Source organism: Curtobacterium subtropicum (genome assembly GCF_030362975.1).
Taxonomy (GTDB): Bacteria; Actinomycetota; Actinomycetes; order Actinomycetales; family Microbacteriaceae; genus Curtobacterium; species Curtobacterium subtropicum.
This window is the reverse complement of the sequence record NZ_JAUCMM010000009.1, coordinates 104,922-130,982: the sequence shown is the minus strand read 5'-3', so window position 1 is coordinate 130,982 and position 26,061 is coordinate 104,922. Positions and strand designations below refer to the sequence as shown.

Sequence of the window (26,061 nt, the reverse complement as noted above, 5' to 3'; positions counted from 1 at the left end):
TGGCCCGCCCCCCGGGGGGGGGGGGGGGGGGGGGGCGGGCGGCCCCCGCGCCTCCCGTCCGTCGTCGCCCCGTCCGCCCGGTCCGCCCGGTCCGCCCGGTTCGCCCGGTTCGCCCGGCCCGTTCTGGTCGCACGACATGCCGTCGCGGTGGAAGGTGAGCGGCGCGTCTTGCGACCAGGACGACCGCGGGCGGCATGTCATGCGACCAGGACGACCGCGGGCGGCACGTCGTGCGACCAGGCGACTCGACCCGGCGCACCGGCACGTCACGAGGCAGCGAGCAGCCGCAGCGCCGCTGCGTCAGCCCTTCGGCACCGGGGGACCGATGACCAGCAGGGCCGAGAACACCAGCGCGACGGCGACGACACCGATGCCGGCCGACACCGCGGGGCGCCGCACCACGAAGAAGAGCAGGCGGTCCCAGAACCCCGACCGGTCGTCGGGCGACCGGCGCCACGGGCCCTCGAGCATGCCGCGCCGGGCGACCGCGACCTCGAACGGCACGGTGGCGTACGGCACGACGGCACTGACCCAGCCGAGCACGAGCGCCCCGACCGACCAGCGCTGGTTCACCGCGACGACGGTCGTCACCACGAGGTACGCCAGGAACACGAACCCGTGGACGCTCCCGCCGATCCGTACGCCCCAGTCGCCGGCGTCCAACCCGTACTTCAGCACCATGCCGGCGATCAGGAGCGTCCAGGTCACGAGTTCGGCCACCGCAGCGGCGCGGAACAGGGAGCGAGGGGTCATGGCCCACATGGTCGCGCACCCGTCCGGGAAGAACCCCGACAGCCGCCCGCCACAGCCCCGACAGCCGCCAGCCACGGCCCCGGCAGCCAGCCACAGCCCCACCGCGGCCGCGCCACAGCCCCCACCACGGCCGCGCCGCCGCACCTCGCCCCGCCGCGGCCCGACACACCGGCGGTCGTATCGATTCGACCCCGGGAGCGGGTAGCGTCGGGGGCATGTCAGCGCCGACCGAGAGCCGTCCCCTGAACATCGTCGTCTGGAACGAGAACGTGCACGAGAGCCGCGGTGACGCGACCGTGCTCGGGCACTACCCCGACGGCATGCACACCGTGATCGCCGCCGCACTCCGGGAGCACCACCCGGAGGCATCGGTCAGCACCGCAACGCTGCAGCAACCGGAGCACGGCCTGACCGCCGAGCGGCTCGCGCAGACCGACGTCCTGTTCTGGTGGGGCCACGTCGCCCACCAGGACGTCTCCGACGAGGTCGTCACCCGCGTCGTCGAGGCCGTGCACGCCGGGATGGGCCTGGTCGTGCTGCACTCCGGGCACTACTCGAAGCCGTTCACCCGGCTGATGGGCACCACGTGCTCGCTGAAGTGGCGCAACGACGGGGAGCGCGAGCTCGTCTGGACGATCGCACCCGAGCACCCGATCGCCGCCGGCGTCCCACACCCGATCGTCATCGACCGCCAGGAGATGTACGGCGAGTACTTCGACATCCCCCGCCCCGACGAGGAGGTCTTCCTGTCGACCTTCGCCGGCGGTGAGGTCTTCCGCTCCGGTGTCGCCTACCGCCGCGGCCTCGGCCGGGTCTTCTACTTCTCGCCGGGCGACCAGGAGTACCCCGTCTACCACCACCCCGACGTCCAGCGGGTGCTCGCGAACGCGGCGTCCTGGGCGGCGCCGACGTCCGAGCGGCGCGCGCTGACCGCCGACCCCCACCCGCGGGACTGGTTCCTCGACGCCGGTGCGGGTACACAGGAGGGATGACCGACCAGCTCGACGGTGCGGCCCGGCGCACCGCGGTGATCGAGGCGCTCGCCGTCCTGGGTTCCGGCCCGGAGGAGCGCTTCGACCGCATCACGCGCATGACCCACGAGGCGTTCGGCGTCCCGCTGACCTTCCTGAACCTCGTGCACGCCGACCTCGTCACCACGCAGTCGACGTACGGGTTCCAGCAGGGCACGAGCGTGCCGGCCACCGGGCAGTTCTGCGCGACGACCGTGCTGACGCCCGGACCCATGGTGGTCCCGGACACGCTCCTCGACGTCCGGTTCGCCGACACCCCGGCCGTGACCGAGTACGGGGTCCGGTTCTACGCGGGAGCGCCGCTGACGATGCCGGACGGCACCCGTGTGGGGACGCTGTGCGTCATGGATGCCGAACCGCGGGTGTTCTCCGACGAGGACCTCGCGCTCCTCGGGGACCTCGCGCGCTGGGCGGAACGTGAGCTCGGGCACTCGATCGAGCAGGGCCGGGTGCGCCGGGTGCTCACCGGGCTGGTACCCGAGCCCGTCACGGTGCCGGGTGCCGCGGTGGACGGGTTCATCGAGCCGGACGAACACGGCGGCGACCTGGTCGACTGGCGCGTCGACGCCGACGGGACGGTCCAGGCCACCGTCGGCACGGTCGCCGCGGCAGGTCGGGCCTCGGCGCTCCTCGCCGCCTCGGTGCGGGCCGCGGTCGTCGCACGCAGCGACCTGCCGCTCCGTGAGGCCCTCGCCGGCCTGGAGGCGCAACTCGCCCCCGACCTGTCGGCCGGCGCTGCCGTCGGGTCCGTCCTGCACGTGCGCCTCGACCCGACGACGGGTCACGCGGAGTGGGTCGACGCCGGACACGGTCCGGCGCTGCTCGTCCGTGCCGACGCGACCACGACCACCCTGTGGTCGTCGGACCTGCCGATCGGCCTGCAGCCCGTGACCGTCCCGCGGACCGTCGGGACACTCGACCTCGCGCCGGGGGACCGGCTGGTGCTCGTCACCGACGGCACGCTGGCCCTCGACGGGATCGGTGACGTGCAGGCACTCGCCGCCCTGGCAGCGGCGCACCCCGAGGACCTCGTCGCGCACATCCGGTCGCTCGTCCCGGCCGGCGGCAGCGCCGCGGACGTCGCCGTCGTGGTGCTCACGCGCACCTGACCGCGCGGAGTGGCCGGGAGCGGGTGGTCAGCGGTCCCGCGGGGCCGGGCGTCCGGTCGCGGTGGCGACGAGCAGCGTGGCCAGGAGCGCGACGCCGGCGAGCTCGATGCCGAGGCCCGCGGTCTTCCAGTAGGCGCTGCCGACGACCTGGGGCTGCGTGATCGCGTCCGGCCACCACGGGTCGAGGAACGGCACCGTGCCCGGGAACGGGTCGAGCCCGAGCACGACGAGCCCGGCGAGGAGCAGCACCACCCCGAGCCCGGCCATCGCGCCGCGGGACCGGTGGAGCATCCGGACGACGAGCGCGCCGACCATGCCGATCATGCCGATCACGGCGATCAGGAAGGCGATGACGACGACGGGCTGCGGTGCGAGGGCGACCCAGTCGAGCACGGCGATCGGCAGCAGCAGCCACCGTCCCACCCGTGCCCAGCGTCCGGGCTCCAGCCGTCCTTCCATGCCGGTCACCGTACGGCAGCCCTCCGGGGGGTCCCCTGAGGGCCCCCTTCGAGCAGTGCCTCCTGGCTACCATCGACGGCATGGCGCAGGACGGCCGGATCAGGCAGGAGCGGGCGGTGGCGACCCGCGCGGCCCTCATCGAGGCGGCGGCGGCCGAGTTCGACGAGCGCGGCTTCGTGGGGGCGTCGATGGACGGCGTCGCCGACCGGGCCGGCATGACGAAGGGTGCGCTGTACTTCCACTTCCGGTCGAAGGTCGACATCGCGGGTGCGGTGATCGCCCGGCAGGACGAGATCTCGCGGCACTACGCCGAGGTGGCGGCCGCGCGGTCGACCTCGCCGCTCGAGTCGCTGATGTGGATGTCGCAGGGGGTGGCGACGCAGATGACGCGGGAGGTCGTGGTCCGCGCCGGGCTCCGGCTCGCCACCGACCCGAACACCAGGGTGATCCCGCGGGACCGGCCGTACGAGCACTGGGTCGAGCACACCGCCGACGTGGTCCGGCGGGCGATCGACGCGGGCGAGGTCGACCCGTCGTGGGACCCTCGGATGATCGGCCACGTGGTGAGTCCGGCGGTGGCGGGCGTCCAGATGTTCTCGGACGTGCTGCACGACCGCGCCGACCTGTTCGAGCGGCTCCGCGAGCTCTGGACGGTGCTGCTGTCGGCGATCGCCACCGAACGGACCCGGGCGGACGTCCCACGGCTCGTGGCGATCATCGAGCCGGAGCGCCCCGGAGACGTCAGCGCCCCCGGAGGAGCCAGCACCCCCGGACGAGCCAGCACCCCCGGACGAGCCTGAGCGACGCGGGTCCCCCCAGGGACACCCACGTCGCTTCTCTTGGAGGATACCAAGGAGTACGTTTCCGCAGCAGCCCCACGTTCGCGGGGATCGCGCCGCCGCCCTACCCTTGCGTGATGGGCACCCCGGCCGCCGAGTTCGACGTCGACGTCGACCTCGTCGCCGCACTGCTCCGCGTCCAGCACCCGGATCTCGCCGACCTGCCGCTGCGCATCGTCGCGAGCGGGTGGGACAACGTCGTGGTCCGGGCCGGCGACTCCCTGGCCGTGCGGCTGCCCCGCCGCGCCGCCGCCGCCACCCTGGTCGAGCACGAGCAGCGCTGGCTTCCGACGATCGCCGCGCTGGTGGGCGACGTCGTGCCGGTCCCCGAGCCCGTCCGCACCGGCCGCCCGGCGCTCGGGTACCCGTGGGCGTGGAGCGTCGTGCCCTGGTTCCCCGGTCGCACGGCGGGGGAGCACGCCCAGGGCGTCCGGGTGGCACACGACCTCGCCGCCGTGGTGACCCGCCTGCACGTGCCCGCCCCGCCGGATGCTCCGGTGAACCCGGTCCGCGCCGTCCCGCTCGCGACGCGGAGCGACGCCGTCCTGACGCGACTGGCGACGGACGACGTGCCCCGGGCCGCGGAGCTGGCAACGCTCTGGCGGACCGCGGCCGGGGCGCCGACGCACACCGGGCCTCCCGTCTGGGTGCACGGCGACCTGCACCCGTTCAACCTGCTCGTGGAGCCAGCGCCCCTCGGCGACCGACGGCTGTCGGCGGTGGTGGACTTCGGCGACCTGACCGCGGGGGACCCGGCGGTCGACCTCGCCACCCGCTGGCTGACGTTCGACGCCGCGGGCGGACGGGCCTTCGGCGCGCGCGTCGACGCGGACGAGGCGACCTGGACCCGCGCCCGCGGATGGGCGGTGTCGATCGCGTCGGCGCTCGCCGTGACGGACGACGACGCCTTCCGGACGGTCGCGGCCCGCGCGGTCGACGCGGTGCTGGACGGCTGAGCCCGCAGGGGTTACCGTTCCCTCACCTGTCCGTGCACTGGAGATCGGAGGGGCCTGATGACCCTCGAGTTCCGCGTCCCGCACGACGTCGACACCGACGCCTCTCCCACCCCGTCCACCCGACCGGGCACCGTCCCGTCCGACACCCCCCGCCGCACCGGGTTGCGCGGTCTGCTCGACCGCCTGGCCGTCCGCCGCGCGCTCGCTCGCGACCGACGCCTGGTGGCCCACCTGCACGAACTCGACGACCTGCAGCGGCTGCTCACCGGCGCGCGCGGGGTGGTCGAGCGCGGGTGGATCCAGCACTCGTGGTTCGCCTACCTCGACGAGCACGGACGCCTGCGCAAGGCGTCGAGTGCGGCGGCGCTCGCCGCACAGGGCCGACCGCTCGTCGCCGCCTGCCTGGTCGGCGCGGTCGTCTCGGCGGCGGGTGGCCCGCAGGTCGTGCACTCGCAGCAGGTCCAGCGTGCGCTCGACCTCGTCTGGCACGCACTGGCCGCTGACGAGGGCCGTCCGGTCCTCTGGTGCCCGGCGCCGGACGTGCGGATGGCCCGGGTCCGTGACCTGACCACCTGGAACGACCGCCCCGGGCGCACCTCGGCCGAGGTGGCGTCGCTGCTCCTCACCGCGGAACGGGTCGCCGTGCACGAGGCCGAGCGCGTCGCCGCACGGCGTGTGCCGGTGTCCGGGTGAGGGGCGATCGCGGCGTTCCCTGACCCGTCGACGGCCCGTCGTACCCCGTACGACGGGCCGTCGACGTTCCGCCGCAGGATGCCGGAGTAGCCGACCACTGCTCGACATCGTTACCGTTCTCCCAGGTGGAGGGTCGACATCGCCCTTTGACCGGGGCTTTCTTCCTGGGTGAACTTGCAGGATCTGCACGGATCTGACGTTTGCCGTTGGTCAAACACCCCGACCCCTGCGTACGGTCGGTCGAGTTCGTGCCCCGTTCGGTGGGGCGTTCGGCCGACCAGGGAGGGGCGCCCAACCGTGTTCCAGTACGTCGTGGAGCGATGGGACCAGATCTGGTTCTCGTCGTGGCAGCACTTCTCACTGGTGGTCCAGTGCACCGTGCTCGCCACGCTCATCGCCGTGGTGCTCGCAGCACTCGTCTACCGCAGTCCGCAGCTGACCTCGATCGCGAACGGGGTGTCCGCCGTCGGGCTGACCCTGCCGTCGTTCGCCGTGATCGGCCTGCTCATCGTGCCGCTCGGGTTCGGCGTCGTGCCGTCCGTCGTGACGGTCGTCTTCTTCGCGACGCTGCCGATCCTGCGGAACGCCGTCGTCGGCCTCGCCGAGATCCCGCCGACCGTCGTCGAGTCGGCGCGGGGGATCGGCATGAGCCGGCTGCGCACCCTGCTCCAGGTCGAGCTGCCGATGGCGTGGCCGATCATCCTCAGCGGCGTCCGCGTCTCCGCGCAGATGGTGATGGGCATCGCCGCGATCGCCGCCTACGCACTCGGCCCCGGTCTCGGCGGCTTCATCTTCTCCGGGCTCTCCCGGCTCGGCGGCGCCAACGCCCTGAACTCCGTCGTCGTCGGGGTCGTCGGGGTCGTCCTGCTCGCCTTCGTCCTCGACCTGCTCCTCATCGGCCTCGGCCGCCTGACCACCCCGAGAGGTATCCGTGTCCAGCACTGACCACGCCACCACCGACCACGCTTCCGGCACCGCGCCCGAGGGCGACGTCACCGGGCGCAGCATCCTGCTCGACGAGGTCACCAAGCGGTACCCGGGGCAGCAGAAGCCCGCCGTCGACGGCATCACGCTCGAGATCCCGGCCGGCAAGGTCGTCATGCTCGTCGGCCCCTCCGGCTGCGGCAAGACCACCACGCTCAAGATGATCAACCGACTCATCGAGCCCACCGAGGGACGCATCGTCGTCGGTGACGAGGACGTCACCAGCATCGACGGCGACGAGCTCCGCCGCCGCATGGGCTACGTCATCCAGGCCGGCGGGCTCTTCCCGCACATGACGGTCGCCGCGAACATCGCGATCGTGCCGAAGATGCTCGGCTGGTCGAAGGAGAAGATCGCCGCCCGCGTCGACGAGCTCCTCGACCTGGTCTCGCTCGACCCCGACACCTACCGCGACCGCTTCCCGCGCGAGCTCTCCGGTGGGCAGCAGCAGCGCGTCGGCGTGGCCCGCGCCCTCGCCGCCGACCCGCCCGTCCTGCTCATGGACGAGCCCTTCGGCGCCGTCGACCCGATCACACGGCAGCGTCTGCAGGACGAGCTCCTCCGCATCCAGGAGGAACTGCACAAGACCATCGTGATCGTCACGCACGACTTCGACGAGGCCGTGAAGCTCGGCGACTGGATCGTCATCTTCACCGAGGGCGCCCACATCGTGCAGTACGACACCCCCGAGCGGATCCTGGCTGAGCCGGCGAACGAGTTCGTGGAGAACTTCATCGGCTCCGGTGCCGGGCTCAAGCAGCTGACCCTGAACCGTGTGCGCGACGTCGACGTGGTGTCCGCCGTGACGTGCTCGCCCGGCGAGGACGCGAAGGCCGTGCTGCAGCGCGTGGACGAGGCCGGACGGCACGGGCACGCCGTCGTCGTCGACCGCCGCCAGCGTCCGATCGGGTGGCCGTCGCGCCGGCAGCTCGAGCGCCTGGACCGCATCCCCGAGGGCATCGACCCCGCCCTGCCCGTCGTCGGCGAGGCCGCGACGCTCAACGACGCGCTCGACACCATGCTCGTCTCGAGCGCCGGTGCCGCGCTCGTCACCGGGCGCCGCGACGCCTTCCGGGGCGTGATCACCGTCGAGACCGTCATGGAGGCGATCACCCGCTCCCGCGCGGCCGCCGCCGACGAGCAGGCCTACACGCCGGTCGGCACGAACACGAACCCGATCGAGACCCTCCCGCCCGCACCCACCTCGCCGACCCTCGCCACCTCCGGGGAGGACCTGTGACCGCCGTCGCGACGGACGCCCCCGCCGCGGCCGGCCCGGGCGCCGCGCAGCGCAGCCCCTGGAAGGGGCTGCTCGTCCAGCCGATCGCGATCCTGGTGGTCCTCGCCGCCTGGGTCATCTGGCTGAACACCGCGGACCTCAGCGCGACCGAGCGCTCGACCCTGAACCCGTCGGGGATCCTCGAGCTCACCGGGCAGCACCTCGTCCTGACGCTCCAGGCCACCGTGCTCGTGCTCGTGATCGGCATCCCGCTCGGGGTCCTGCTCACCCGCGGGCCCTTCCGTCGGGCGAGCACCACCGTCATCGCCGTCGCGAACTTCGGACAGGCGGCCCCCGCGGTCGGCCTCATCGTGCTGCTCGCGGCCTGGCTCGGCCTGAACAGCTGGTCGGCGGTCGTCGCCCTCGTGCTCTACGCGATCCTGCCGGTGCTCCGGAACACCATGCTCGGGGTGCAGAGCGTCGACGACCGGCTCGTCGAGGCCGGACGGGGCATGGGCATGAGCGCCCTCAGCGTGCTGCTCAAGGTCGAACTGCCGCTGGCGGTCCCGGTGATGCTCTCCGGCATCCGGACGGCCCTGGTGCTGCTCGTCGGCACCGCGAGCCTGGCGACCTTCGTCGGTGCGGGCGGCCTCGGGCTCCTCATCACCACGGGCGTGAACCTGTTCCTGCCGAAGGTGCTCGTCTCCGGGGCGCTCCTGGTGGCGCTCCTCGCCCTGACCATCGACTGGATCGGCCGCGTCGTCGAGACGGTCGCACGACCGAAGGGACTCCGATGACCACCGCCGAAGCGCCGGACGCACGCCGCGCCTCCCGTCCGTCCGCCGGTCGCCGCTGGGTGACCGCAGCCGCCGTGGCGGGGGCGAGTGCCCTCGTGCTGACCGGCTGCGGCCTGCAGCCGGCCGCGTCCTTCGTGCCGGGGGCCGCGCCGGGGTCGATCCAGCGCATCGACGACCTGCCGGACGACGCGAAGCTCACGGTGACGTCGAAGAACTTCACCGAGCAACTCGTCCTCGGCAAGATCGCCGTCCTCGCCGCGAAGGCGGCCGGGTTCGACGTCACCGACGAGACGAACGTGCCGGGGTCGGTCGCGGTCCGCGAGCTGATGACCTCGCACAGCGCGGACTTCACGTACGAGTACACGGGCACCGCCTGGCTGACCTTCATGGCGCACGAGCAGGGGATCCCGGACAAGACCGAGCAGTGGCAGGCGGTCAAGGACGAGGACGCGGGCAACGGGCTGACCTGGCTCGAGCCCGCGCCGATGAACAACACCTACGCGTTCGCCGTGCGCGACGAGGCCGTGCCCGAGCTCGACGACGTGCAGACGCTGTCGGACATCACGAAGCTGCCCGTCGACCAGCGCACGTTCTGCGTCGAGTCGGAGTTCAACTCGCGAGCGGACGGCTTCAAGCCGATGCTCGAGAAGTACGGCCTGGAGCTCGGCGGGTCGGGCGAGAACGGCGTGCCGACCTCGAACGTCAGCATCCTCGACACGGGCACCGTCTACACGGCCACCGACCGGGGCAAGTGCAACTTCGGTGAGGTCTTCACGACCGACGGCCGCATCAAGTCGCTCGGGCTGACGGTGCTCGAGGACGACCGTGGGTTCTTCCCGGCGTACAACGTCGCGCCGGTGATCGACTCGGAGACGCTCGAGGAGTACCCGCAGCTCCGTGACGTGTACGACCAGATCTCGCCGGAGCTCACCGACGAGGCGCTGCAGGAGCTGAACCGGCAGGTGGATGTCGAGGGGCGCGAGCCGGCGGACGTCGCGTTCGACTGGATGGTGGACAAGGGGTTCATCACGGCGCCCTGACGGGGTCGCCTGACCGGACGGACGGGAGGCGCGGTGCCGGTGGGCGCCGCGCCTCCCGTCGTCCGTCGGGTCGCGTCGGGGTCGCGTCGGGTCCGCGCCCGCTCGTCGCGGGTCGCGTCGTGCCGACTCCGGACGTCCCGGGCCGCCGTGCATAGTCTCGGACACGTGGCGGCTTCGGGACGGGACCTCGGTGACGGGTGCACGCTGACGCTGCGCGACCTGAGCACGGTCGACGCCGTCCACGATCTCATCCAGGCCAACCTCGGGCGGCTCCGGGCCGCGGAGCCGTGGGCGTGGGCGTCGGTCTCGCGGGACTCGCTCGTGCTGCACACCGAGCAGCTCCTCGGGCAGTACGCGATGGACCGGGCCGTGCCGTGCGTCATCCGTGTGGACGGGCGCATCGTCGGGGCAGCGTCGCTCGCGCTCGACACCTACCTGGGCCAGGCGTCGCTCGGCTACTGGATCGACGAGCGGTACGAGGGGCGCGGGATCGTCCGACGCGCCGCCGCCGCGCTGGTCGACGTCGCCCGCGAGCGGGGGAGCGCCCGGGTCGAGGTCAGGACGGGGGCGGACAACGTCCGGAGTCGGGCGCTGGCCGAACGCCTCGGGTTCGTGCACGAGGGGACGCTCCGCAGTGCCCTGCCGCTCGGACCCCGACGGGTCGACGTGGCGGTCTACGGACTCGTCACCTGACGGTCGTCAGCCGCTGTCGGTCGTCGACGGTCAGCGACCCTGCTGGACACCGGTCCACACCGCGACGGTCCCGCCGAGCACGAGCAGCAGGCCGACCAGGATCCACACCGCCAGCGCGACGAGGTTGAGCAGGATGCCCCACCCTGCCCGGCCGCGCGCCATCGGCTCGCGACCGCGGGAGGCGATGCCGAGGCAGACGCCGACGACGGGGGCGAAGAAGGTCCACCCGGCGAGCAGCGAGCAGATCCCGAGCACGAGGCTCGCGGTGCCGAGGCCGGTCCGAGGGGTGTGCTGCATCGTGGTCATGCCGACGACGCTACGGGGCGGGTCGCTCCGGCACGTCCCTCGGCGGTGTGATCGCGGGTCCTCCTGCAGACGGACGCTGTGGACCGACGCTGCGGACGGACGGCCAGCCGCCGGTATCGTCGGAGCATGGCCCTGTTCGGACGACGCACCAGGAACGACGTTCGCGACCGACCCGTCAGCCAGGTGGAGCTGAAGCGAGCGGTGGACGAGGGCTTCCTCATCGCCAAGGCCGCGGTCACCGTCGCCGTGGCGAACCGGATCATCACGAACGCCCTGCGCGACCAGGGGTACTTCGACCACGCCGTGATCGCCGAGGCCACCCGCGACGAGCTCCACCGCATGGCCGAGGAGCAACGCGGTGACGCCGCCCGCATGCGCGAGATCCGGTCCACGTCGAGCAACAAGCGAGGGCGCTCGCAGCACCAGCACGACTACAAGCGGGGCGACGACCTGAAGCTCCGGACCCGTGAGGCCACCTACGAGCAGCTCGCCACGATGCTCGATCGGCGTCGCGACGACCAGGGGTTCGTCGACGGCATCGTGCTGCAGGCCCGGGCCCGGGCATGGGACGACATCGGCACGACCGTCGTCGGACGGCTCGGATGGGCGCAGCGTCCGACCGAGGACTACGAGATCGGGCGGGACGAACGGCTGCAGCAGATGCTCGACGAGGACTTCGCGGCGCTGCTCGCGGAGCACCCCGCGGGCGCCGAGGCACCGGTCGCGACACCGGCCGACGCGGACGAACCGGACGAGGGCGACGGCCCCGAGGACGGTACGGACCCGGCGGACGCGGACAGCGCACGCCCCTGACCGCCCGCGGGGGCACCGGTCCCTAGGCTCGACCCATGGTTGATGCGGTGATCGTCGGTGCCGGACCGAACGGACTCGCGGCGGCGGTGACGCTCGCGCGGGCCGGCCTGTCGGTCGAGGTCGTCGAGCGGAACGACACGATCGGCGGCGGCGCCCGCACGGCACAGCTGACGCTGCCCGGGTTCCACCACGACGTCTGCTCCGCCGTGCACCCGATGGCGCTGCAGTCCGAGTTCTTCCGGCTCTTCCGCATGGAGGATCGCATCGAGCTCCGGCTGCCCGAGGTGCAGTACGGCCACCCCCTCGACCGCGGCCGCGCCGGCATCGCCTACCGGGACCTCGAGCGCACCGCGGAGGGCCTCGGGATCGACGGCCGGGCGTTCCGGAACCTGATGGCGCCCCTGTCCGGCAACGCCGACCGGGTCGCCGACTTCGCCACCGATGCGCTGCTGCACGTCCCGCGCCACCCGCTGACGGTCCTGCGGTTCGGCCTGCGCGCCCTCGAACAGGGCAGCGCCGCCTGGAACGCCCGGTTCCGCGACGAGGTCGCACCGGCGATGGTGTCGGGCGTCGCCGCGCACTCGATCCAGCACATGCCGTCCCTGTCGACCGCCGCGGCCGCACTGTCCCTCGGGTCGTACGCGCACGCCCGCGGGTGGCCGGTGCCCATCGGGGGCAGCCAGGCGATCGTGGACGCGCTCGCCGCCGACCTCGTCGCGCACGGCGGCACGATCGAGACGGGTCGCGAGGTCCGCTCCCTCGCCGACCTCACCCCGGCGAAGGCGGTCCTCTTCGACACGAGCGTCCCGGGCATGCTCCACATCGCCGGGAAGCAGATCCCCACCCCGAAGCGCGGGGCACTGCGCCGCTTCCGGTTCGGCAACGCGGCGGCCAAGGTCGACTTCGCGCTGTCCGACCCGGTGCCGTGGACGAACACCGGGCTGCGGAAGGCCGGCACGGTCCACATCGGCGGCACCCGCGCGGAGATCGCCGAGGCCGAGCGTGCCGTCGCACAGGGGCGGCACGCGGAACGACCGTACGTGCTCGGCTCGGAGCCGACCGTGGTCGACCCGAGCCGTGCGCCACGCGGCAAGCACGTCTTCTGGGCGTACGCGCACGTACCGGCCGGCTCCGACGTCGACCCGACCGACGCGGTCCTGCGGCAGATCGAGCGCTTCGCGCCCGGGTTCCGCGACACGATCCTGCAGTCGAGCAGCCGCACGGCCGTGCAGATGGGCGAGTACAACCCGAACTACGTCGGTGGTGACATCGCCGCCGGGGCCGCGAGCTTCTGGCAGCTCGTCAAGCGACCCGTCCTGTCGTCGGACCCGTGGCGGATGGGCGGCGGCATGTACCTGTGCTCGGAGGCGTCCGCGCCCGGCCCGGGTGTGCACGGCATGGCGGGCTGGCACGCGGCCCGAAGTGCGCTGCGCCACACGTTCGGCCTGTCCGAGCACGTCGATCTCGCACCGGAGGACTGAACCATGGCGAAGAACGTCCGCATCGTGCACTGCAGCCCGGAGGCCGTCTTCGACGTGCTCCGCGACGGCTGGCTCTACCCGACCTGGGTCGTCGGCGCCTCGCGCATGCGCGGCCAGGACCCGACGTGGCCCGCGGTCGGCGCGGAGCTGCACCACTCGTTCGGCATCTGGCCGTTCCTGATCAACGACACGACGACCGTGCTCGAGGTCGACGAGCCCCGCCGCCTGGTGATCCAGGCGAAGGGCTGGCCGGTCGGCGAGGCCCGCGTCGAGGTCGAGGTGGAACCGCACCCGCGCGGGAGCCGGGTCACCCTGCGCGAGAACCCTGTGCGAGGACCGGGTTCGTTCGTCCCGGGGGTCATCGCGCAGCCCGGCATCTGGATCCGCAACAACGAGAGCATCCGGCGGCTCCGCTGGGTCTCCGAGGGGCGCGCGGGCGTCCACTAGACGGTCTGGAGGCTCGTGGCGGCGCCGCCACGAGCCTCCAGACCGTCATCCGGTCACTCCGCGCGGCTGAACTCGCTCGCCCGTCGGACCTGGTCGTCCGTCAGAGCGACGCCCGTGTACCGCTCGAACTGCCGCGCTGCCTGCAGCGCGATGACCTCGGCACCCGTGACCACGCGCTTCCCGGCGGCGCGACCGGCTCGGACTAGCGGGGTCTCCGAGGGGAACGCGACCACGTCGAAGACGGTCGACGCGGCGTCGATCCGGTCCTGCGTGAAGGCGAGTGCGTCCTCGTCCGCACCGCGCATGCCGAGCGGGGTGACGTTGACCAGGACGTCGGCATCGGGTGCTGCCTGCTCGGTCTCGACCCAGTCGAAGCCGTACTGCTCGGCGAGGGCGGGCCCGCTCTCGGCGTTGCGCGCGACGACGGTGAGCTGCTCGAAGCCCGCGCCGCGGAAGGCCGCCGTGACCGCCTTGGCCATGCCGCCGGAGCCGCGGAGGACCACGCGGGCGGACGGGTCGACCTCGTGCCTGCGGAGCAGGGAGGCGACGGCCTCGTAGTCGGTGTTCGACGCGGTGAGCACGCCCTCGTCGTTCACCACGGTGTTGATCGACTGGATGGCGGCCGCGGACTCCTCGACGACGTCGACGAGGGGGATGATCGCCTCCTTGAACGGCATCGACACCGAGCAGCCCCGGATGCCGAGTGCCCGGATGCCGGCGACCGCGCCGAGCAGGTCGGTCGTCGTGAACGCCTTGTACGCGAAGTTCAGCCCGAGCTCGTCGTACAGGAAGTTGTGGAACCGGGTGCCGATGTTGCTCGGGCGGGCCGCGAGCGAGATGCAGACCTGCATGTCCTTGTTGAGGATGGGCATGGCACGAGTCTCGCACGCCCGTGCCGATGGAGCGGTCCACAACCCGCTCCGCAGGGCCGCGCCGTCCGGACGGGTTAGTGTGGCGGGGTGCCGGTCTCCGTCTTCGATCTGTTCAGCGTCGGGATCGGCCCGTCGAGTTCCCACACCGTCGGGCCGATGCGTGCCGGAGCGGCCTTCGCCGCCGAGCTCGCGGACCTGCCCGTCGCCGGGCTCGACGTCCACCTGTACGGCTCCCTCGCGTCCACGGGGCAGGGGCACGGCACGCTCGGCGCGGTGCTCGCCGGCCTCATGGGCTCCGACCCCGAGACCGTCGACCCCGATGCGATGACGTCGGCGCTCGACGGGCTCGAGCGCAGCGGCGTGCTGCGGCTCGCGTCCGGAGCGACCGTGCCGTTCCGCCAGGCCGACATCGTGCTGCACCCGCTCACCATGCTGCCCCGCCACCCGAACGCCATGCGGCTCACCGCGACCGCCGCCGACGGCGCCGTGCTCGTCGAGGAGACCTACTACTCGATCGGCGGCGGGTTCATCACGACCGACTCCGAGGGCACCGTGGCCGAGGCGGCGATCCCCGTCGACGACGCCGTCCCGTACCCGTTCTCGAGCGGCGCCGAACTCCTCGCCGCCTGCGCGGCGACCGGCCTGCCCGTCAGCGGCATCGCCATGGCGAACGAGACCGCCACCCGGGGTGAGTCGGCGGTCCGTGCCGGACTCCTCCACGTGCACGAGGTGATGCGCGAGAGCGTCGACCGCAGCATCCGGCGCACCGGCACGCTGCCCGGGGGACTGACGGTCCGTCGCCGCGCCGCGAACTGGCACGAGCAGCTCACCCGCGACGACCCGCACCACGACCCGCTCTTCGCGATGGAGTGGGTCAACCTCACCGCGATGGCGGTCAACGAGGAGAACGCCACGGGCGGCCGGGTCGTCACCGCACCGACGAACGGTGCCGCCGGGATCATCCCCGCGGTGCTGTACTACGCGCTGACGTACGTCTCCGAGGTCGCACCGGAGGACCGCGACGACGCCGTGGTCCGCTTCCTGCTCACCGCCGGGGCCGTCGGCTCGATCTACAAGGAGCGGGCGTCGATCTCCGGTGCCGAGGTCGGCTGCCAGGGCGAGGTCGGTTCCGCGGCGTCGATGGCGGCCGCCGGGCTGGCGGAGGTACTCGGTGGCACCCCCGAGCAGGTCGAGAACGCCGCCGAGATCGCGATGGAGCACAACCTCGGGCTGACGTGCGACCCGATCGGCGGTCTCGTGCAGATCCCGTGCATCGAGCGGAACGCGATCGCCGCGAACAAGGCGATCAACGCCGCGCGGATGGCCCTGCGCGGCGACGGCGTGCACCACGTGTCGCTCGACCAGGTCGTCGAGACGATGCGCCAGACCGGCGCCGACATGTCCACGAAGTACAAGGAGACCGCGATGGGCGGCCTGGCGGTCAACGTCCCGCTCTGCTGAACCGGCTCGACCGGGCGGTCAGGCGACCCGCATCTCCAGCGGGACCGCGCGCGGCGCGACGTGGTGCTGCCCGTCGTCCGCGCGGACGATGAGCGCGGCACGCCCCGGGGTGTCGAGGACGTCCACCGCCGTGCCGGCGACGAGGCGGCCCCGGTCGCGGTAGCGGACCACCGCGTGGATCGGGACGTCGTCGGCGGGGACCGGTCGCCACCGTGGTGCTCGTGTGCGTTCCGTCTCCATCGCTCCACCATGGCGGCTGTCCACTTCGCGCACCAAATCGCTGACCGCTGCTCAGGAGCGACCGCCGAGAGCCCCGAGGTCGGCCGCGCGTACGGTCGGACACATGAGCGACACGGACCACGACCACCTCGACGACGGCGTCGACATGTCCTTCGAGGAGCGCCGTCAGGACACCCTCCGCCGGATGTCCGGGTCGGACGCACACGACGCCGACCCGCGCGTCGAGGTCACCCGGGCCGAGGACGGCGACGTCCGCATCGACGTCGCCGACTCGGCAGCCGTCCGCCCGGGCGACGCCGCCGGCACCGACCCCCGCACGGACGCGGCGCAGGACCCCCACCACGCCGACTGACCGCTCCGGGGTCAGGTGGGGATGGTGGTCCGGGGGATGATCGTCGGGTGCACCTCGTCCTCCACCGCGTCGTTGGCGGCGTCACCGCGACGCCCCTGACCGACGCGGGGGAGCCGGCCGGCGAGCCGACGCGCCTGGACGAGCCGGGCCTCCCGGCCTTCGTCGCCGCGCACGACGCGCCCGACGTGCGCTGGGTCTGGGACGACACCACACGCTGGTACCCGGCCGTCCTGGCGGCCGGCGGACGCGTCGGCCGCTGCGTCGACCTCCGACTCTGCCGCCGCATCCTGCGGGGCGCGCTCGCCGCACGGGGGACCGTCCTCGCAGCGGCTCCCGTCGACACGTGGGATGCAGCCGGCCAGGAGGCCCGTCCCACCCGTCCCACGCAGGCCCGGCTCTTCGACGACGCGCTCTTCGCCGTCGGGCCGGCCGACGACGCGGCCGATCCGGTCGCCGAGTTCCGGCTGCAGCTCGACGCGATCGCCACGTCGACGACCCCGGGGGCCCTCCGCCTCCTGACGACGGCGGAGTCCGCCGGGGCGCTCGTCGCGGCCGAGATCCTGCACGCAGGCCTGCCCTGGCGCGCCGACGTGCACGAGCGACTGCTCGAACAGGAGCTCGGACCCCGGGTGCCCGCAGGGGTGCGGCCGCGTCGGCTCGAGGACCTCGCGGCGGAGATCCGCACGCACCTCGGCGACCCCGGTCTGAACCCGGACTCGCCCGCCGACGTCCTGCGGGCGCTCCGAGCGGCGGGACTCATGGTGTCGTCGACGCGGAAGTGGGAGCTGCAGGAGCTCGAGCACCCGGTCATCGCGCCGCTGCTCGAGTACAAGAAGCGCTCCCGCCTGCTCACGGCGAACGGGTGGGCCTGGCTCGACGAGTGGGTGCAGGACGGGCGGTTCCACCCGAAGTACGTCGTCGGCGGGGTCGTCACCGGGCGGTGGGCGGCCGACGGTGGTGGCGCGATGCAGCTGCCGAAGACCGTCCGCAGCGCGGTCGTCGCCGACGAGGGGTGGGCCTTCGTGGTGGCGGACGCGGCGCAGCTCGAGCCGCGCGTGCTCGCGGCGATGGCCGGCGACCGGGCCATGGCGACCGCGGGCGACGGACGGGACCTCTACGACGGCGTGGTGGCCTCGGGGGCGGTGGAGACCCGGCAGCAGGCCAAGGGTGCGATGCTCGGGGCGATGTACGGCGCCACGCAGGGGGACGCCGGCCGGCTCGTCCCGAGGCTCGCCAGGGCGTTCCCCGCGGCACTCGGTCTCGTCGACCGCGCCGCCCGCGCCGGGGAGCGCGGCGAGCCGGTGACGACGCTGCTCGGCCGGACGTCGCCGGTGCCCGACGAGGCCTGGTTCGTCGCCCGGAACCGCGCGTGGTCGGTGGACGGCACCCCGGCGCAGCAGCGGGCGGTCGAGGGACGAGCGCGCAGCTGGGGGCGGTTCACGCGGAACTTCGTGGTGCAGGGCACGGCGGCCGAGTGGGCGCTGGCGTGGATGGGGTCGCTCCGCACCCGGCTCGCGACGCGGTTCCCCGGTCCGCTGACGGCCGGCCCGCACCTGGTGTTCTTCGTGCACGACGAGATCGTGGTGCACACACCGGTCGAGCACGCGGCGTTCGTCGCCGAGCAGGTCCGGGCGGCCGCGGTCGACGCCGGGCGGCTGCTCTTCCGGGACTTCCCGGTGGTGTTCCCGCTGAGCGTGTCCACCGTGCGCGACTACGGCTCCGCGAAGGACTGACACCGGCTCCCCGTGCCGTGCGCTCGCAGCGTCGGACGGGCAGGGTGGGACGATGCAGCGCGCCGACCACGGGAACCCGACCGACCCGCTCGGGGCGGCCGCCGCTCGGGTCGACCGGGACGAGCGCTCCGCCGTCGACGCGGACCGCCACGTCGGCGAGGTCGACCTCACCTCGTGGCGATCGCGTGTCGGGCACGCGGTCGCCGAGGCCTGGGCCGCGCTCGGCCGACGCTACGGGGCGCTCCCGCTCCTCGTGCTGACGCTCCTGGTCGGCATCGGCATCGCGGTGACCGCGACCTGGGCGGCGTCCGAGGTGTACGACGCGGTCCGGGAGTCCGACGACGTCGCCGTGCTCGACCGTCCGGTGCTCGACTGGATGCTCACCCTGCGCTCGCCGTTCGCGGACCGGGCGGTGACGTGGTGGACCGACATCGCCGGGACGATCGGGATGCCGATCGTCGCCGTCGCGTTCCTCGTCGGTCTCACGGTGCAGCGCCGGGCCTGGACCCCGCTGGTGCTGCTCGTGGCGGCGAGCGGCGGCTCGCTCCTCATGACGATCGCGGGCAAGGACCTGATCGGCCGTGCCCGCCCACCGCTGTCCGACGCGGTGCCGCCGTACGAGCACTCGCCGTCCTTCCCGTCCGGGCACACGCTCAACGCCACGGTCGTCGTCGGCACGATCGTGTACCTGCTCATCCTGCGGCAGTCCCGCACGGTGACCCGCGTGTGGACGATCGTCGTCGGGACGCTCTTCGTGCTGTCGATCGGCGTCTCGCGGATCTTCCTCGGGCACCACTGGACGACGGACGTGCTCGCGGCGTGGGCCCTCGGCCTGGCCTGGCTGGCCCTGGTGATCACGGCCCACCGGCTCTACCTGACCGCCCTGCACCGGGGCGCCGAACCCGTCCGCCGCGGCGGGGGACCGGCACGCCCGGTCAGGTCGCCACGGTAGGTTCACCCGCATGGAAGAACGGGTCTTCGGCGGCAGGTACCGCGTCACCGGCACGCTCGGACACGGCGGCATGGCCTCGGTCTACCGCGCCGTCGACGAGCAACTCGGTCGCGAGGTCGCCGTCAAGGTCTTCCGGATCGGTGCCGTCGACCACGGGGAACGTTCCCGGGCCGAGGCGGAGATGCACACCCTCGCCGCGCTCCGCAGCCCCTCGCTCGTCACGCTCTACGACGCCGCGCTCGATGACGGCAACGGCGACTCGTACCTCGTCATGGAGCTCGTCCCGGGCAGCGACCTCGACACCCGGCTGCGCGAGGGTCCGCTCGACACCACGACGACCGCCCGCATGGGTGCCCAGGTCGCCGAGGGGCTCGCCGCCGTGCACGCGCAGGGGATCGTGCACCGTGACGTGAAGCCCGCGAACGTCCTGCTGGAGAGCGACGGCGAGCACGTCAAGCTCGCCGACTTCGGCATCGCCCTGCTCCGGGACGCCGCCCGGGTGACCGGCACGGGGACCGTCATCGGCACCGCTGCGTACATCTCCCCGGAGCAGGTCCTCGGTCGCGAGGTCACCGGCCAGGCCGACGTCTACGCCCTCGGGCTCGTCCTGCTGCAGTGCCTGACCGGTGAGCGACCGTTCCCCGGGAGCGCGGTGGAGTCCGCGACCGCGAGACTCACGCGTGGTCCGGAGATCGACCAGCACCTGCCCACCGCCTGGCGGACGCTCCTGCACGTCATGACGGCGCAGGACCCGTCCGAGCGGCCCACCGCGGCCGAGGCGGCCCGACGCCTCCGCGCACTCGAACGGGACGGCACTGCTCCGGCCACGCAGCTGTTGCCCGGCGGTCCCGGCACCCTGACCCGTGCCGCCGGTGGTGCGGCCGGCGCGGCTGCCGGTCTGGCGGGTGCCGCACTCGGCGCCGGCGGTCCGGACGCCGCGGACGGCGACCAGGCGACGCGGGCGATGCCCGGTGCTGCGGACGGGGACCAGGCGACCAGGGCGATGCCGACCACCGCCGGCGCCGACGCTCCGACCCGGGCGTACGACCGACCCGGCGCACAGGACGACGTCGCGACGACGGTCCTCGGTGCCCAGCGCGGTACCGGTGGATCGGGCACCGCGGCCGCTGCCGGCGGTGGTGCTGCGGTGGGCGGTGCCGCGGCGCGTGGTGCCGGTGGTGCGCCGGGTGCTCCCGGGCGCGGTGGTGCGGGCGCGGACGAACCGAAGCGGCGACGGGCGGGGATCATCGCCGCGGTGGTCGTCGGACTCCTCGTGCTGGCCGGCATCGGCGTCGCGCTCTTCGCACTGGGCGGACGGGACGATCCGACGCCTGCGCCCACCGGGTCGAGCGAGCCGTCGACCTCGACGGACGAGCAGACGAGCGAGCCGGAGCAGCAGCCGAGCCAGGAGCAGCAGCCGAGCGAGCCCGCGCAGGAGCCGAGCGAGCCGGCGCAGGAACCCAGCCAGGACCAGCAACCGAGCGAGCCCGCGCAGGAGCCCAGCCAGCCCGCCGACGACCCGAGCGTCGGGCCGCAGCCGGGCGGTCCCGCGTCGAACCCGGTCGAGGCACCCCAGGGCGGAGCGGGCAGCAACGGCAACGGGCCCGGGAGCAACAGCGGCAAGGGCAAGGGTGCCGGTGCCGCGGACACGACACTGGACACGACGGTCGGGACGCTCACCGGTGACCCCGGGAAGGGGCCCGGGCGCGGCTGACGCGGCGGGCGGACAGCGTCCACCTGTCGTCCACCGGCGGAGAGCACGCTCGACGCATGTCGATGAGCACACCGTTCGATCCGCAGCAGCCCGGCGCCGACCTCCCCGTCGACGGCGTCCCGCACGACGACCAGACCGAGACCGAACGCGAGGTCGAGGAGGACCGGGGTGCCGACGTCGGCCCTGACTCGGTCGACCCGAGCACCTCGCCGGTCTCGCACGAGGACGAGGACGAGGCCGGCGGTGGTCCGGTCTTCCGCCGGCCGCAGGCGGGCGACCGCCTGCACGCCGACGACCTCTGACGAACACCGTCGACACCTGACACCTCGCTGCCAGCCGAGGGCGGCATGCTCGTGCGCATGTCGTTCGCGAACGCGTGGGACCCGTCGCAGGGTCGCGCCATCCCAGAGGACCAGGCCAGCGAGGACGGGCTCGAGCTCGACGAGGAGACGGCCGCCGAGCTGGGCATCTCGTTCGACGTGGTCGGGGGTGCGTCTGCCGACCCGACCCGGGTGTCGCCCGCCGAGGTCCGCGTGCCGAGCGCCCCGACCACCGACGGCTGACCGCGGCCCGAGCTGAGCCGAGCCGAGCCGAGCCGATCCAGCCGAGTCCCGCGCAGTCAGGCCGCGACGTGCGTGAGTCAGGCACGGGCGGTGCCCCGCGGCCGGGGCCGGGTCAGGGGACGGTGTGCCCCGCCGCCGTCAGGACGCGGTACCACTCCTCGCGGGACAGCTCGACGTCGGAACCCGCGGCCGAGTCCCGCACGCGCTGCGGGTTCGTCGTGCCGAGGACGACCTGGAAGTGCGCCGGGTGCCGCGTGATCCACGCCACCGCGATGCCGGTCGGGGTCACCCCGTGCGCCGACGCCAGCTCCTCGAGCACGTCGTTCAGCTCGGCGTACTGCTCGCGGTCGCCGAGGAAGACGCCGTCGAAGAAGCCCTTCTGGAACGGCGACCACGCCTGCAGCGTCACGTCGTGCAGGCGCGCGTGGTTGAGGATGTCGTTGTCGCGGTCGATCGACTGGTCGAGTCCGGCCATGTTCGCCGTCAGTCCCTGGGTGATGACGTTGGCGTGCGTGATGCTCAGCTGCACCTGGTTGAACGCGAGCGGCTGCCGCACGGACTTCTTGAGCAGTTCGACCTGACCCGGGGTGTGGTTCGACACCCCGAAGTGGTGCACCTTGCCGGCGGCGTGCAGCTCGTCGAAGGCGCGGGCGACCTCGTCCGGCTCGACGAGCGCATCGGGACGGTGCAGGAGCAGCACGTCGACGTAGTCGGTCTGCAGTGCCTCCAGCGACTCGTGCACGGACTCGATGATGTGCTCGTACGAGAAGTCGAAGTACGCCCCGTTCGGCGTCGGGCGGATGCCGACCTTGGTCTGCAGCTGGATCGCGTCGCGCTCGGACGACGACAGGGTGACGGCCGAGCCGAAGCGCTGCTCGCACCCGTGCCAGACGCCGTACACGGCAGCGTGGTCGAACATCGTGACGCCCGCGTCGCGCGAGGCCGTGTACAGCTCGCGGATGTCCTCGTCGCTCATGTCGTTGATCCGCATGAGGCCGACGACGACGTCGGACGCGGTGAGGTCGGTCTGTGGCAACTCCAGTGTCTTCACGCGCTCGATCCTGCCAGCAGGTCACCGTGCGCAGACAGGCCCTGCCGGTGCCCGTCGGGACCGGTCCGGCAGCGGCGCTCGACGTGACCGGGTGACGGACGGGAGGCGCGGTGCCGGCCGGCCCCGCGCCTCCCGTCCGGTGGTCAGCGCGCGGGCGTCGCGGTCGGCCGGAGCAGACCGAGGAACGTCAGGTCGTCCGCCACCTTCGTGATGAGCGCGTGGTCGAGCGACGGGATCGCCGGTGCCCCGAGCGGACGCACCGCCCGCACGGCCGCCGCGAACGCGTCGGCCGGGATCGCGGACCCCGCGTGCGGGGTCTCCGGCACCGCGAACGCGTGCAGCAGCGGGAGCACGGATCGCGCGCGGTCCTCGTCCGGTAGCGCCTCGAGCGCCGACCGGAACCGGTCGACCCACTCGGCGTGGTCCTCGACGCGCTCGATCGCGTGCCCGTCCTCGACCAGCCAGTCGACGAAGGTGTCGAGTGAGACGCCGTCGTCGTGCGGGTTCACGACGTTGAACGTCCGGTGGCCCTCGACCACCGATGCTCCGATCGCGTCGATCGCCGCCGCCGTGAAGTCGGCGGGCAGGCCGTCGTAGTGCGAGCGCTGCACCCGGCCGTCCGGGGTCCGCTGCACGAAGGTCGCGGGCGCGAGGCCGGTCGCGAGCACGCTCCAGACCAGGCGGGTGAACACGTCGGGCAGGTTCACCTGGCCGCGCCAGCGCGGGTGCGCCAGGACCATGTCGGAACGGAACACCGCGACCGGGACCCCGTGCTCGTCGTGCGCCTCACGGAGCAGCACCTCGCTGGCCCACTTGCTCGCGCCGTAGCCGTTCGCGTACTCGTCGGCGATCGTCCACTCGGGGATCGTCGTCCGGATGTCCGCCCGCTCGTCGAGTGCGGCGGGGGCGTCGGGGGCGACGTCCTCGGTCGCGCTCGGACGGGCTCCGCCGGCGACCGCGACGCTCGACACGAAGGTGACGGGGACGCTGCCGGCGGCGATCGCGAGACGGACGACCTCGGCGGTGCCGACGACGTTCGGGCCGAACAGCGCGGGGTACGGCAGGACGTGGTTCACCAGGGCGGCGGCGTGCGCGACGAGGTCCACCCGGGCGGCGAGCTCGCGCCACCGCGGTTCACCGAGGCCGAGCAGGTGCTCGCTGACGTCGCCGGCGACCACGTCGAGCGAGCCCGAGAGCTCGGCGAACCGGTCGGCGAACGCAGGATCGGCCGCGAATGCGGCGTCCAGTCGACGACGGGCAGCGGCGTCGTCCGAGCCGCGCACGACGCACACCAGCGTGCCGCCGACCGGTGCGAGCCGTTCGAGCCAGTCCATCGCGGTGAAGCGACCGAGGTAGCCGTTTGCGCCGGTGAGCAGGACGGTGCGGGGCGGCGCGGACGGGTCACGGGGGGCGCGTGCGACCGGGGTGGGGACCTCGCCGAGCAGGCGGTCCACCCGCAGGTCGGACGCCCGCAGGACCGTCGGGTCGGCGCCGTGCACGCGGGCGACCGTCGGGCGGTCGTCGGCGGCCGAGCGGTCGACGTACGCGGCCACCGCGGCGAGGTCGTTCGTCGGGTCGGTGATCACGCCGACGGGTACCTCGGTCTCGAACACGTCCTCGAGGACCCCGGAGAACGTCAGCGCCGACAGCGAGTCACCGCCGAGGTCCGAGAACCGGGCGGCCGACGCGGACTCCGTGCTGACCTCGGCGCCGAGCAGGTCACGGGCGGCACGGACGACAGTGTCGACGGTCGGTTCGTCGCCGACGTGCTCGCGGAGCGTCGCGACGAGGGTGCCGCTCTGCTGCTCGGCGACCGCGTCGTACAGCGCGGCGAACCGGTCCCCGTACCGGGCGGTGACCCGGGGACGGAGGAGCTTCCGGGCGTCGGAGAGCATGCCGTTGTCGACCGTGAAGGGGTCCGGTTCGACGACGAGGGCGCGGGGTACTTCGTACGGTGCGAGCCCCTGCGCCCGGGCGGTGCGCTGCAGGGCGGCGAGCAGGTCGCCCTCGGTCGCCTCCGGGTCGGTGGGGACGACGACGGCGACGAGGAAGGCGTGCCGGCTGTCCCCGTGCAGGGCGATCTGCCGGACCTCCGGTGTCCCGCCGTAGGTCGCCTCGAGGGCCGAGACCGCGACGAACTCGCCCTGCGAGAGCTTGATGACGTTGTTCCGGCGGTCCAGGTACTCGTACGTGTCCGGACCGGTCTGCGCCATCACGTCGCCGGTGCGGTAGAACCCGTCCTCGTCGAACACCGCGGCGGTGACGTCCGGGCGGCGGAAGTACCCGGGGATCACGGCGGTGCTCTTCACGAGCAGCTCGCCGCGCGGGAGCGGTCGGTCGGTGGTGCGGTAGCCGAGCTCGGGGACGTCGACGAGCTTGTGCTCGGTGACCGGCGGCTGCTGCACCACGCCGTCGCGCAGGATGCTGCCCGCCTCGGTCGAGCCGTACAGGTCGTGCAGCGGGATGCCGAGGCACTCCTCGAGGTACGTCCGGAGCTCGGGGGTGAGCGGCGCGCTGGCGCAGACGGCCTGCGCGATGCGTCCACCGAAGGCGCGCGTGCGGAGGTCGTCCTGCACCTGCGCACGGACGGCGGCGACGTCGGTGGCCCCGGCCGCTCCGACGGCTCCGGCCGTTCCGACGGCGCCGGCTGCGAGCCGGCGCTGTTCCTCGCGGGCGCCCTCCTGCCGGACCATCTCGGCGATCCGCGGGACGAGGACGAGCTCGGTCGGTGCGTAGACCCGCAGGTCCTCGAACAGGGCCGACAGGTCGGTCGAGGTCGCGAGCGCCACGGTGCCGCCGCGACCGAGCGTGGCGAGCAGCGCCGCGCGCCCGGTCAGGTGGCTGAGCGGCAGGTAGGCGTAGCCGACGGTCACCGCGTCGGGGTGGTCCGGGGGCAGCGCGTGCCAGAGCCGCTCGACCATCGACCGCGTGTACATCGCGCCCTTCGGGGTGCCGGTGCTGCCGGACGTGTAGAGCAGCAGGGCGAGCGGGTCCTCGTCGGGAGCCGCTCGCCACGGGGTCGGCTGCGGCATGGCCCGGCCGCGCGCCACGAGGTCGGCGAGCGTCGGCAGCGCTGCCGTGCCGTCCGTGTCGAGCAGGAGGGTGCGGACCTCGGCGGCAGCGGCCTCGGTGACGGCCTGCGCGGTCGCGGTCTGGTCGGCGGTGACGCCCAGCCACACCGGCGTCGTCTCGTCGACGATCGCACGGAGCTGCTCGACGGGCGCGCTGGACTGCAGCGGCACGCTCACCGCGCCGAGCAGCGAGCACGCGAGCTCGAGCGTCACGACGTCGGCACTCGGGGGACCGAGGACCGCGATCCGGTCGCCCGGGGTCACGGTCTCGCCGAGCACCGCCGCGAGGGCCCGCGCACGGTCCCGGAGCTCCCGGAAGCTCGTGTCGGTGACGACGTCGCCGTCCCGCTGTCGGAGCGCCGGTCGGTCGGCGTACCGGTCGAACACCGCCTCGACGGAGGTGTCCTCGTCCTGATGCACCATGGTGGTTCC

Annotated in this window: 27 protein-coding genes; 20 read left to right on the top strand and 7 right to left on the bottom strand. The window is 73.4% G+C overall.

Going from position 1 to position 26,061, the window contains the following annotated elements:
* Positions 1-300 precede the first annotated feature (300 nt).
* A complete protein-coding gene (locus QUG98_RS13085; protein ID WP_289470967.1) occupies positions 301-753 on the bottom strand; it encodes a DUF3817 domain-containing protein in 453 nt (150 codons plus the stop codon).
* 215 nt (positions 754-968) lie between these two features.
* Here QUG98_RS13085 and QUG98_RS13080 point away from each other — a divergent pair, with 215 nt between their 5' ends.
* Entirely contained in the window at positions 969-1,745 is a 777-nt protein-coding gene (locus tag QUG98_RS13080; protein WP_289470966.1) for a ThuA domain-containing protein, read from the top strand.
* Positions 1,742-2,893, top strand: a complete 1,152-nt coding sequence (locus tag QUG98_RS13075; protein WP_289470965.1) for a PP2C family protein-serine/threonine phosphatase — start codon at positions 1,742-1,744, stop codon at positions 2,891-2,893. Before QUG98_RS13080 ends, QUG98_RS13075 begins: the two co-directional genes overlap by 4 nt.
* Positions 2,894-2,920: 27 nt before the next feature.
* Here the strand turns inward: QUG98_RS13075 and QUG98_RS13070 are convergent, their stop codons facing one another.
* A complete protein-coding gene (locus tag QUG98_RS13070) occupies positions 2,921-3,352 on the bottom strand; it encodes a hypothetical protein (protein ID WP_289470964.1) in 432 nt (143 codons plus the stop codon).
* Positions 3,353-3,432: 80 nt separating this feature from the next.
* Between QUG98_RS13070 and QUG98_RS13065 the strand changes: the two genes are divergently transcribed.
* From QUG98_RS13065 to QUG98_RS13030, 8 genes are all read left to right on the top strand, one after another.
* Positions 3,433-4,152: a ScbR family autoregulator-binding transcription factor gene (locus QUG98_RS13065; protein ID WP_289470963.1), complete on the top strand. Its 720-nt coding sequence runs from the start codon at positions 3,433-3,435 to the stop codon at positions 4,150-4,152.
* A 116-nt stretch (positions 4,153-4,268) separates the two neighbouring features.
* Positions 4,269-5,147, top strand: a complete 879-nt coding sequence (locus QUG98_RS13060; RefSeq protein ID WP_289470962.1) for an aminoglycoside phosphotransferase family protein — start codon at positions 4,269-4,271, stop codon at positions 5,145-5,147.
* Positions 5,148-5,204: 57 nt separating this feature from the next.
* Positions 5,205-5,840, top strand: a complete 636-nt coding sequence (locus tag QUG98_RS13055) for a DUF6197 family protein (RefSeq protein WP_289470961.1) — start codon at positions 5,205-5,207, stop codon at positions 5,838-5,840.
* A 297-nt stretch (positions 5,841-6,137) separates the two neighbouring features.
* A complete protein-coding gene (locus QUG98_RS13050; protein WP_289470960.1) occupies positions 6,138-6,785 on the top strand; it encodes an ABC transporter permease in 648 nt (215 codons plus the stop codon).
* Positions 6,772-8,064, top strand: a complete 1,293-nt coding sequence (locus QUG98_RS13045) for an ABC transporter ATP-binding protein (protein ID WP_289470959.1) — start codon at positions 6,772-6,774, stop codon at positions 8,062-8,064. Before QUG98_RS13050 ends, QUG98_RS13045 begins: the two co-directional genes overlap by 14 nt.
* Positions 8,061-8,840 (top strand): ABC transporter permease, encoded by a 780-nt coding sequence (locus QUG98_RS13040; protein WP_434533444.1) that lies wholly within the window; start codon positions 8,061-8,063, stop codon positions 8,838-8,840. Before QUG98_RS13045 ends, QUG98_RS13040 begins: the two co-directional genes overlap by 4 nt.
* On the top strand, positions 8,837-9,880 hold the full coding sequence (locus QUG98_RS13035) for a glycine betaine ABC transporter substrate-binding protein (protein WP_289470957.1): 1,044 nt from the start codon (positions 8,837-8,839) through the stop codon (positions 9,878-9,880). The genes QUG98_RS13040 and QUG98_RS13035 overlap by 4 nt, the downstream gene beginning before the upstream one ends.
* A 165-nt stretch (positions 9,881-10,045) precedes the next feature.
* Positions 10,046-10,573 carry a GNAT family N-acetyltransferase gene (locus QUG98_RS13030; RefSeq protein WP_289470956.1) on the top strand — a complete coding sequence of 176 codons (528 nt, stop codon included), beginning with the start codon at positions 10,046-10,048 and terminating at the stop codon, positions 10,571-10,573.
* Between the two features lie 30 nt (positions 10,574-10,603).
* On the opposite strand, the gene QUG98_RS13025 is transcribed toward QUG98_RS13030, so the two are convergent.
* Positions 10,604-10,879 (bottom strand): hypothetical protein, encoded by a 276-nt coding sequence (locus QUG98_RS13025; protein WP_289470954.1) that lies wholly within the window; start codon positions 10,877-10,879, stop codon positions 10,604-10,606.
* A 126-nt stretch (positions 10,880-11,005) separates the two neighbouring features.
* Between QUG98_RS13025 and QUG98_RS13020 the strand changes: the two genes are divergently transcribed.
* The 3 genes from QUG98_RS13020 to QUG98_RS13010 are packed head-to-tail and all read left to right on the top strand — an operon-like array spanning position 11,006 to position 13,620.
* Positions 11,006-11,692 carry a hypothetical protein gene (locus QUG98_RS13020; RefSeq protein ID WP_289470952.1) on the top strand — a complete coding sequence of 229 codons (687 nt, stop codon included), beginning with the start codon at positions 11,006-11,008 and terminating at the stop codon, positions 11,690-11,692.
* Positions 11,693-11,727: 35 nt separating this feature from the next.
* Positions 11,728-13,173, top strand: a complete 1,446-nt coding sequence (locus QUG98_RS13015; protein WP_289470951.1) for a phytoene desaturase family protein — start codon at positions 11,728-11,730, stop codon at positions 13,171-13,173.
* A gap of 3 nt (positions 13,174-13,176) precedes the next feature.
* The gene (locus tag QUG98_RS13010) at positions 13,177-13,620 is read left to right on the top strand and encodes an SRPBCC family protein (protein ID WP_289470950.1); all 444 of its coding nucleotides are present in this window, start codon (positions 13,177-13,179) and stop codon (positions 13,618-13,620) included.
* Positions 13,621-13,673: 53 nt separating this feature from the next.
* Here QUG98_RS13010 and QUG98_RS13005 read toward each other — a convergent pair whose 3' ends face one another.
* Positions 13,674-14,492: a shikimate 5-dehydrogenase gene (locus QUG98_RS13005; protein ID WP_289470949.1), complete on the bottom strand. Its 819-nt coding sequence runs from the start codon at positions 14,490-14,492 to the stop codon at positions 13,674-13,676.
* An 87-nt stretch (positions 14,493-14,579) separates the two neighbouring features.
* Between QUG98_RS13005 and QUG98_RS13000 the strand changes: the two genes are divergently transcribed.
* Positions 14,580-15,953 carry an L-serine ammonia-lyase gene (locus QUG98_RS13000; protein WP_289470948.1) on the top strand — a complete coding sequence of 458 codons (1,374 nt, stop codon included), beginning with the start codon at positions 14,580-14,582 and terminating at the stop codon, positions 15,951-15,953.
* 18 nt (positions 15,954-15,971) lie between these two features.
* On the opposite strand, the gene QUG98_RS12995 is transcribed toward QUG98_RS13000, so the two are convergent.
* Positions 15,972-16,193 carry a hypothetical protein gene (locus QUG98_RS12995; RefSeq protein ID WP_289470947.1) on the bottom strand — a complete coding sequence of 74 codons (222 nt, stop codon included), beginning with the start codon at positions 16,191-16,193 and terminating at the stop codon, positions 15,972-15,974.
* Between the two features lie 103 nt (positions 16,194-16,296).
* Between QUG98_RS12995 and QUG98_RS12990 the strand changes: the two genes are divergently transcribed.
* Genes QUG98_RS12990 through QUG98_RS12965 form a run of 6 tightly spaced genes read left to right on the top strand, consistent with a single transcriptional unit; the run spans position 16,297 to position 21,507 of the window.
* On the top strand, positions 16,297-16,545 hold the full coding sequence (locus QUG98_RS12990; RefSeq protein ID WP_289470946.1) for a hypothetical protein: 249 nt from the start codon (positions 16,297-16,299) through the stop codon (positions 16,543-16,545).
* Between the two features lie 47 nt (positions 16,546-16,592).
* Complete coding sequence (locus QUG98_RS12985; protein ID WP_289470945.1) at positions 16,593-18,278, top strand: bifunctional 3'-5' exonuclease/DNA polymerase; 1,686 nt, start codon at positions 16,593-16,595, stop codon at positions 18,276-18,278.
* Between the two features lie 52 nt (positions 18,279-18,330).
* A complete protein-coding gene (locus tag QUG98_RS12980; protein ID WP_289470944.1) occupies positions 18,331-19,230 on the top strand; it encodes a phosphatase PAP2 family protein in 900 nt (299 codons plus the stop codon).
* 10 nt (positions 19,231-19,240) lie between these two features.
* Entirely contained in the window at positions 19,241-20,944 is a 1,704-nt protein-coding gene (locus QUG98_RS12975) for a serine/threonine-protein kinase (RefSeq protein ID WP_289470942.1), read from the top strand.
* A gap of 56 nt (positions 20,945-21,000) precedes the next feature.
* Positions 21,001-21,246: a hypothetical protein gene (locus QUG98_RS12970; RefSeq protein WP_289470941.1), complete on the top strand. Its 246-nt coding sequence runs from the start codon at positions 21,001-21,003 to the stop codon at positions 21,244-21,246.
* A gap of 57 nt (positions 21,247-21,303) precedes the next feature.
* Positions 21,304-21,507, top strand: a complete 204-nt coding sequence (locus QUG98_RS12965) for a hypothetical protein (RefSeq protein ID WP_289470940.1) — start codon at positions 21,304-21,306, stop codon at positions 21,505-21,507.
* Between the two features lie 112 nt (positions 21,508-21,619).
* Here the strand turns inward: QUG98_RS12965 and QUG98_RS12960 are convergent, their stop codons facing one another.
* Positions 21,620-22,558: an aldo/keto reductase gene (locus QUG98_RS12960; protein WP_289470939.1), complete on the bottom strand. Its 939-nt coding sequence runs from the start codon at positions 22,556-22,558 to the stop codon at positions 21,620-21,622.
* Between the two features lie 143 nt (positions 22,559-22,701).
* A complete protein-coding gene (locus QUG98_RS12955; RefSeq protein ID WP_289470937.1) occupies positions 22,702-26,052 on the bottom strand; it encodes a thioester reductase domain-containing protein in 3,351 nt (1,116 codons plus the stop codon).
* Positions 26,053-26,061 lie beyond the last annotated feature (9 nt).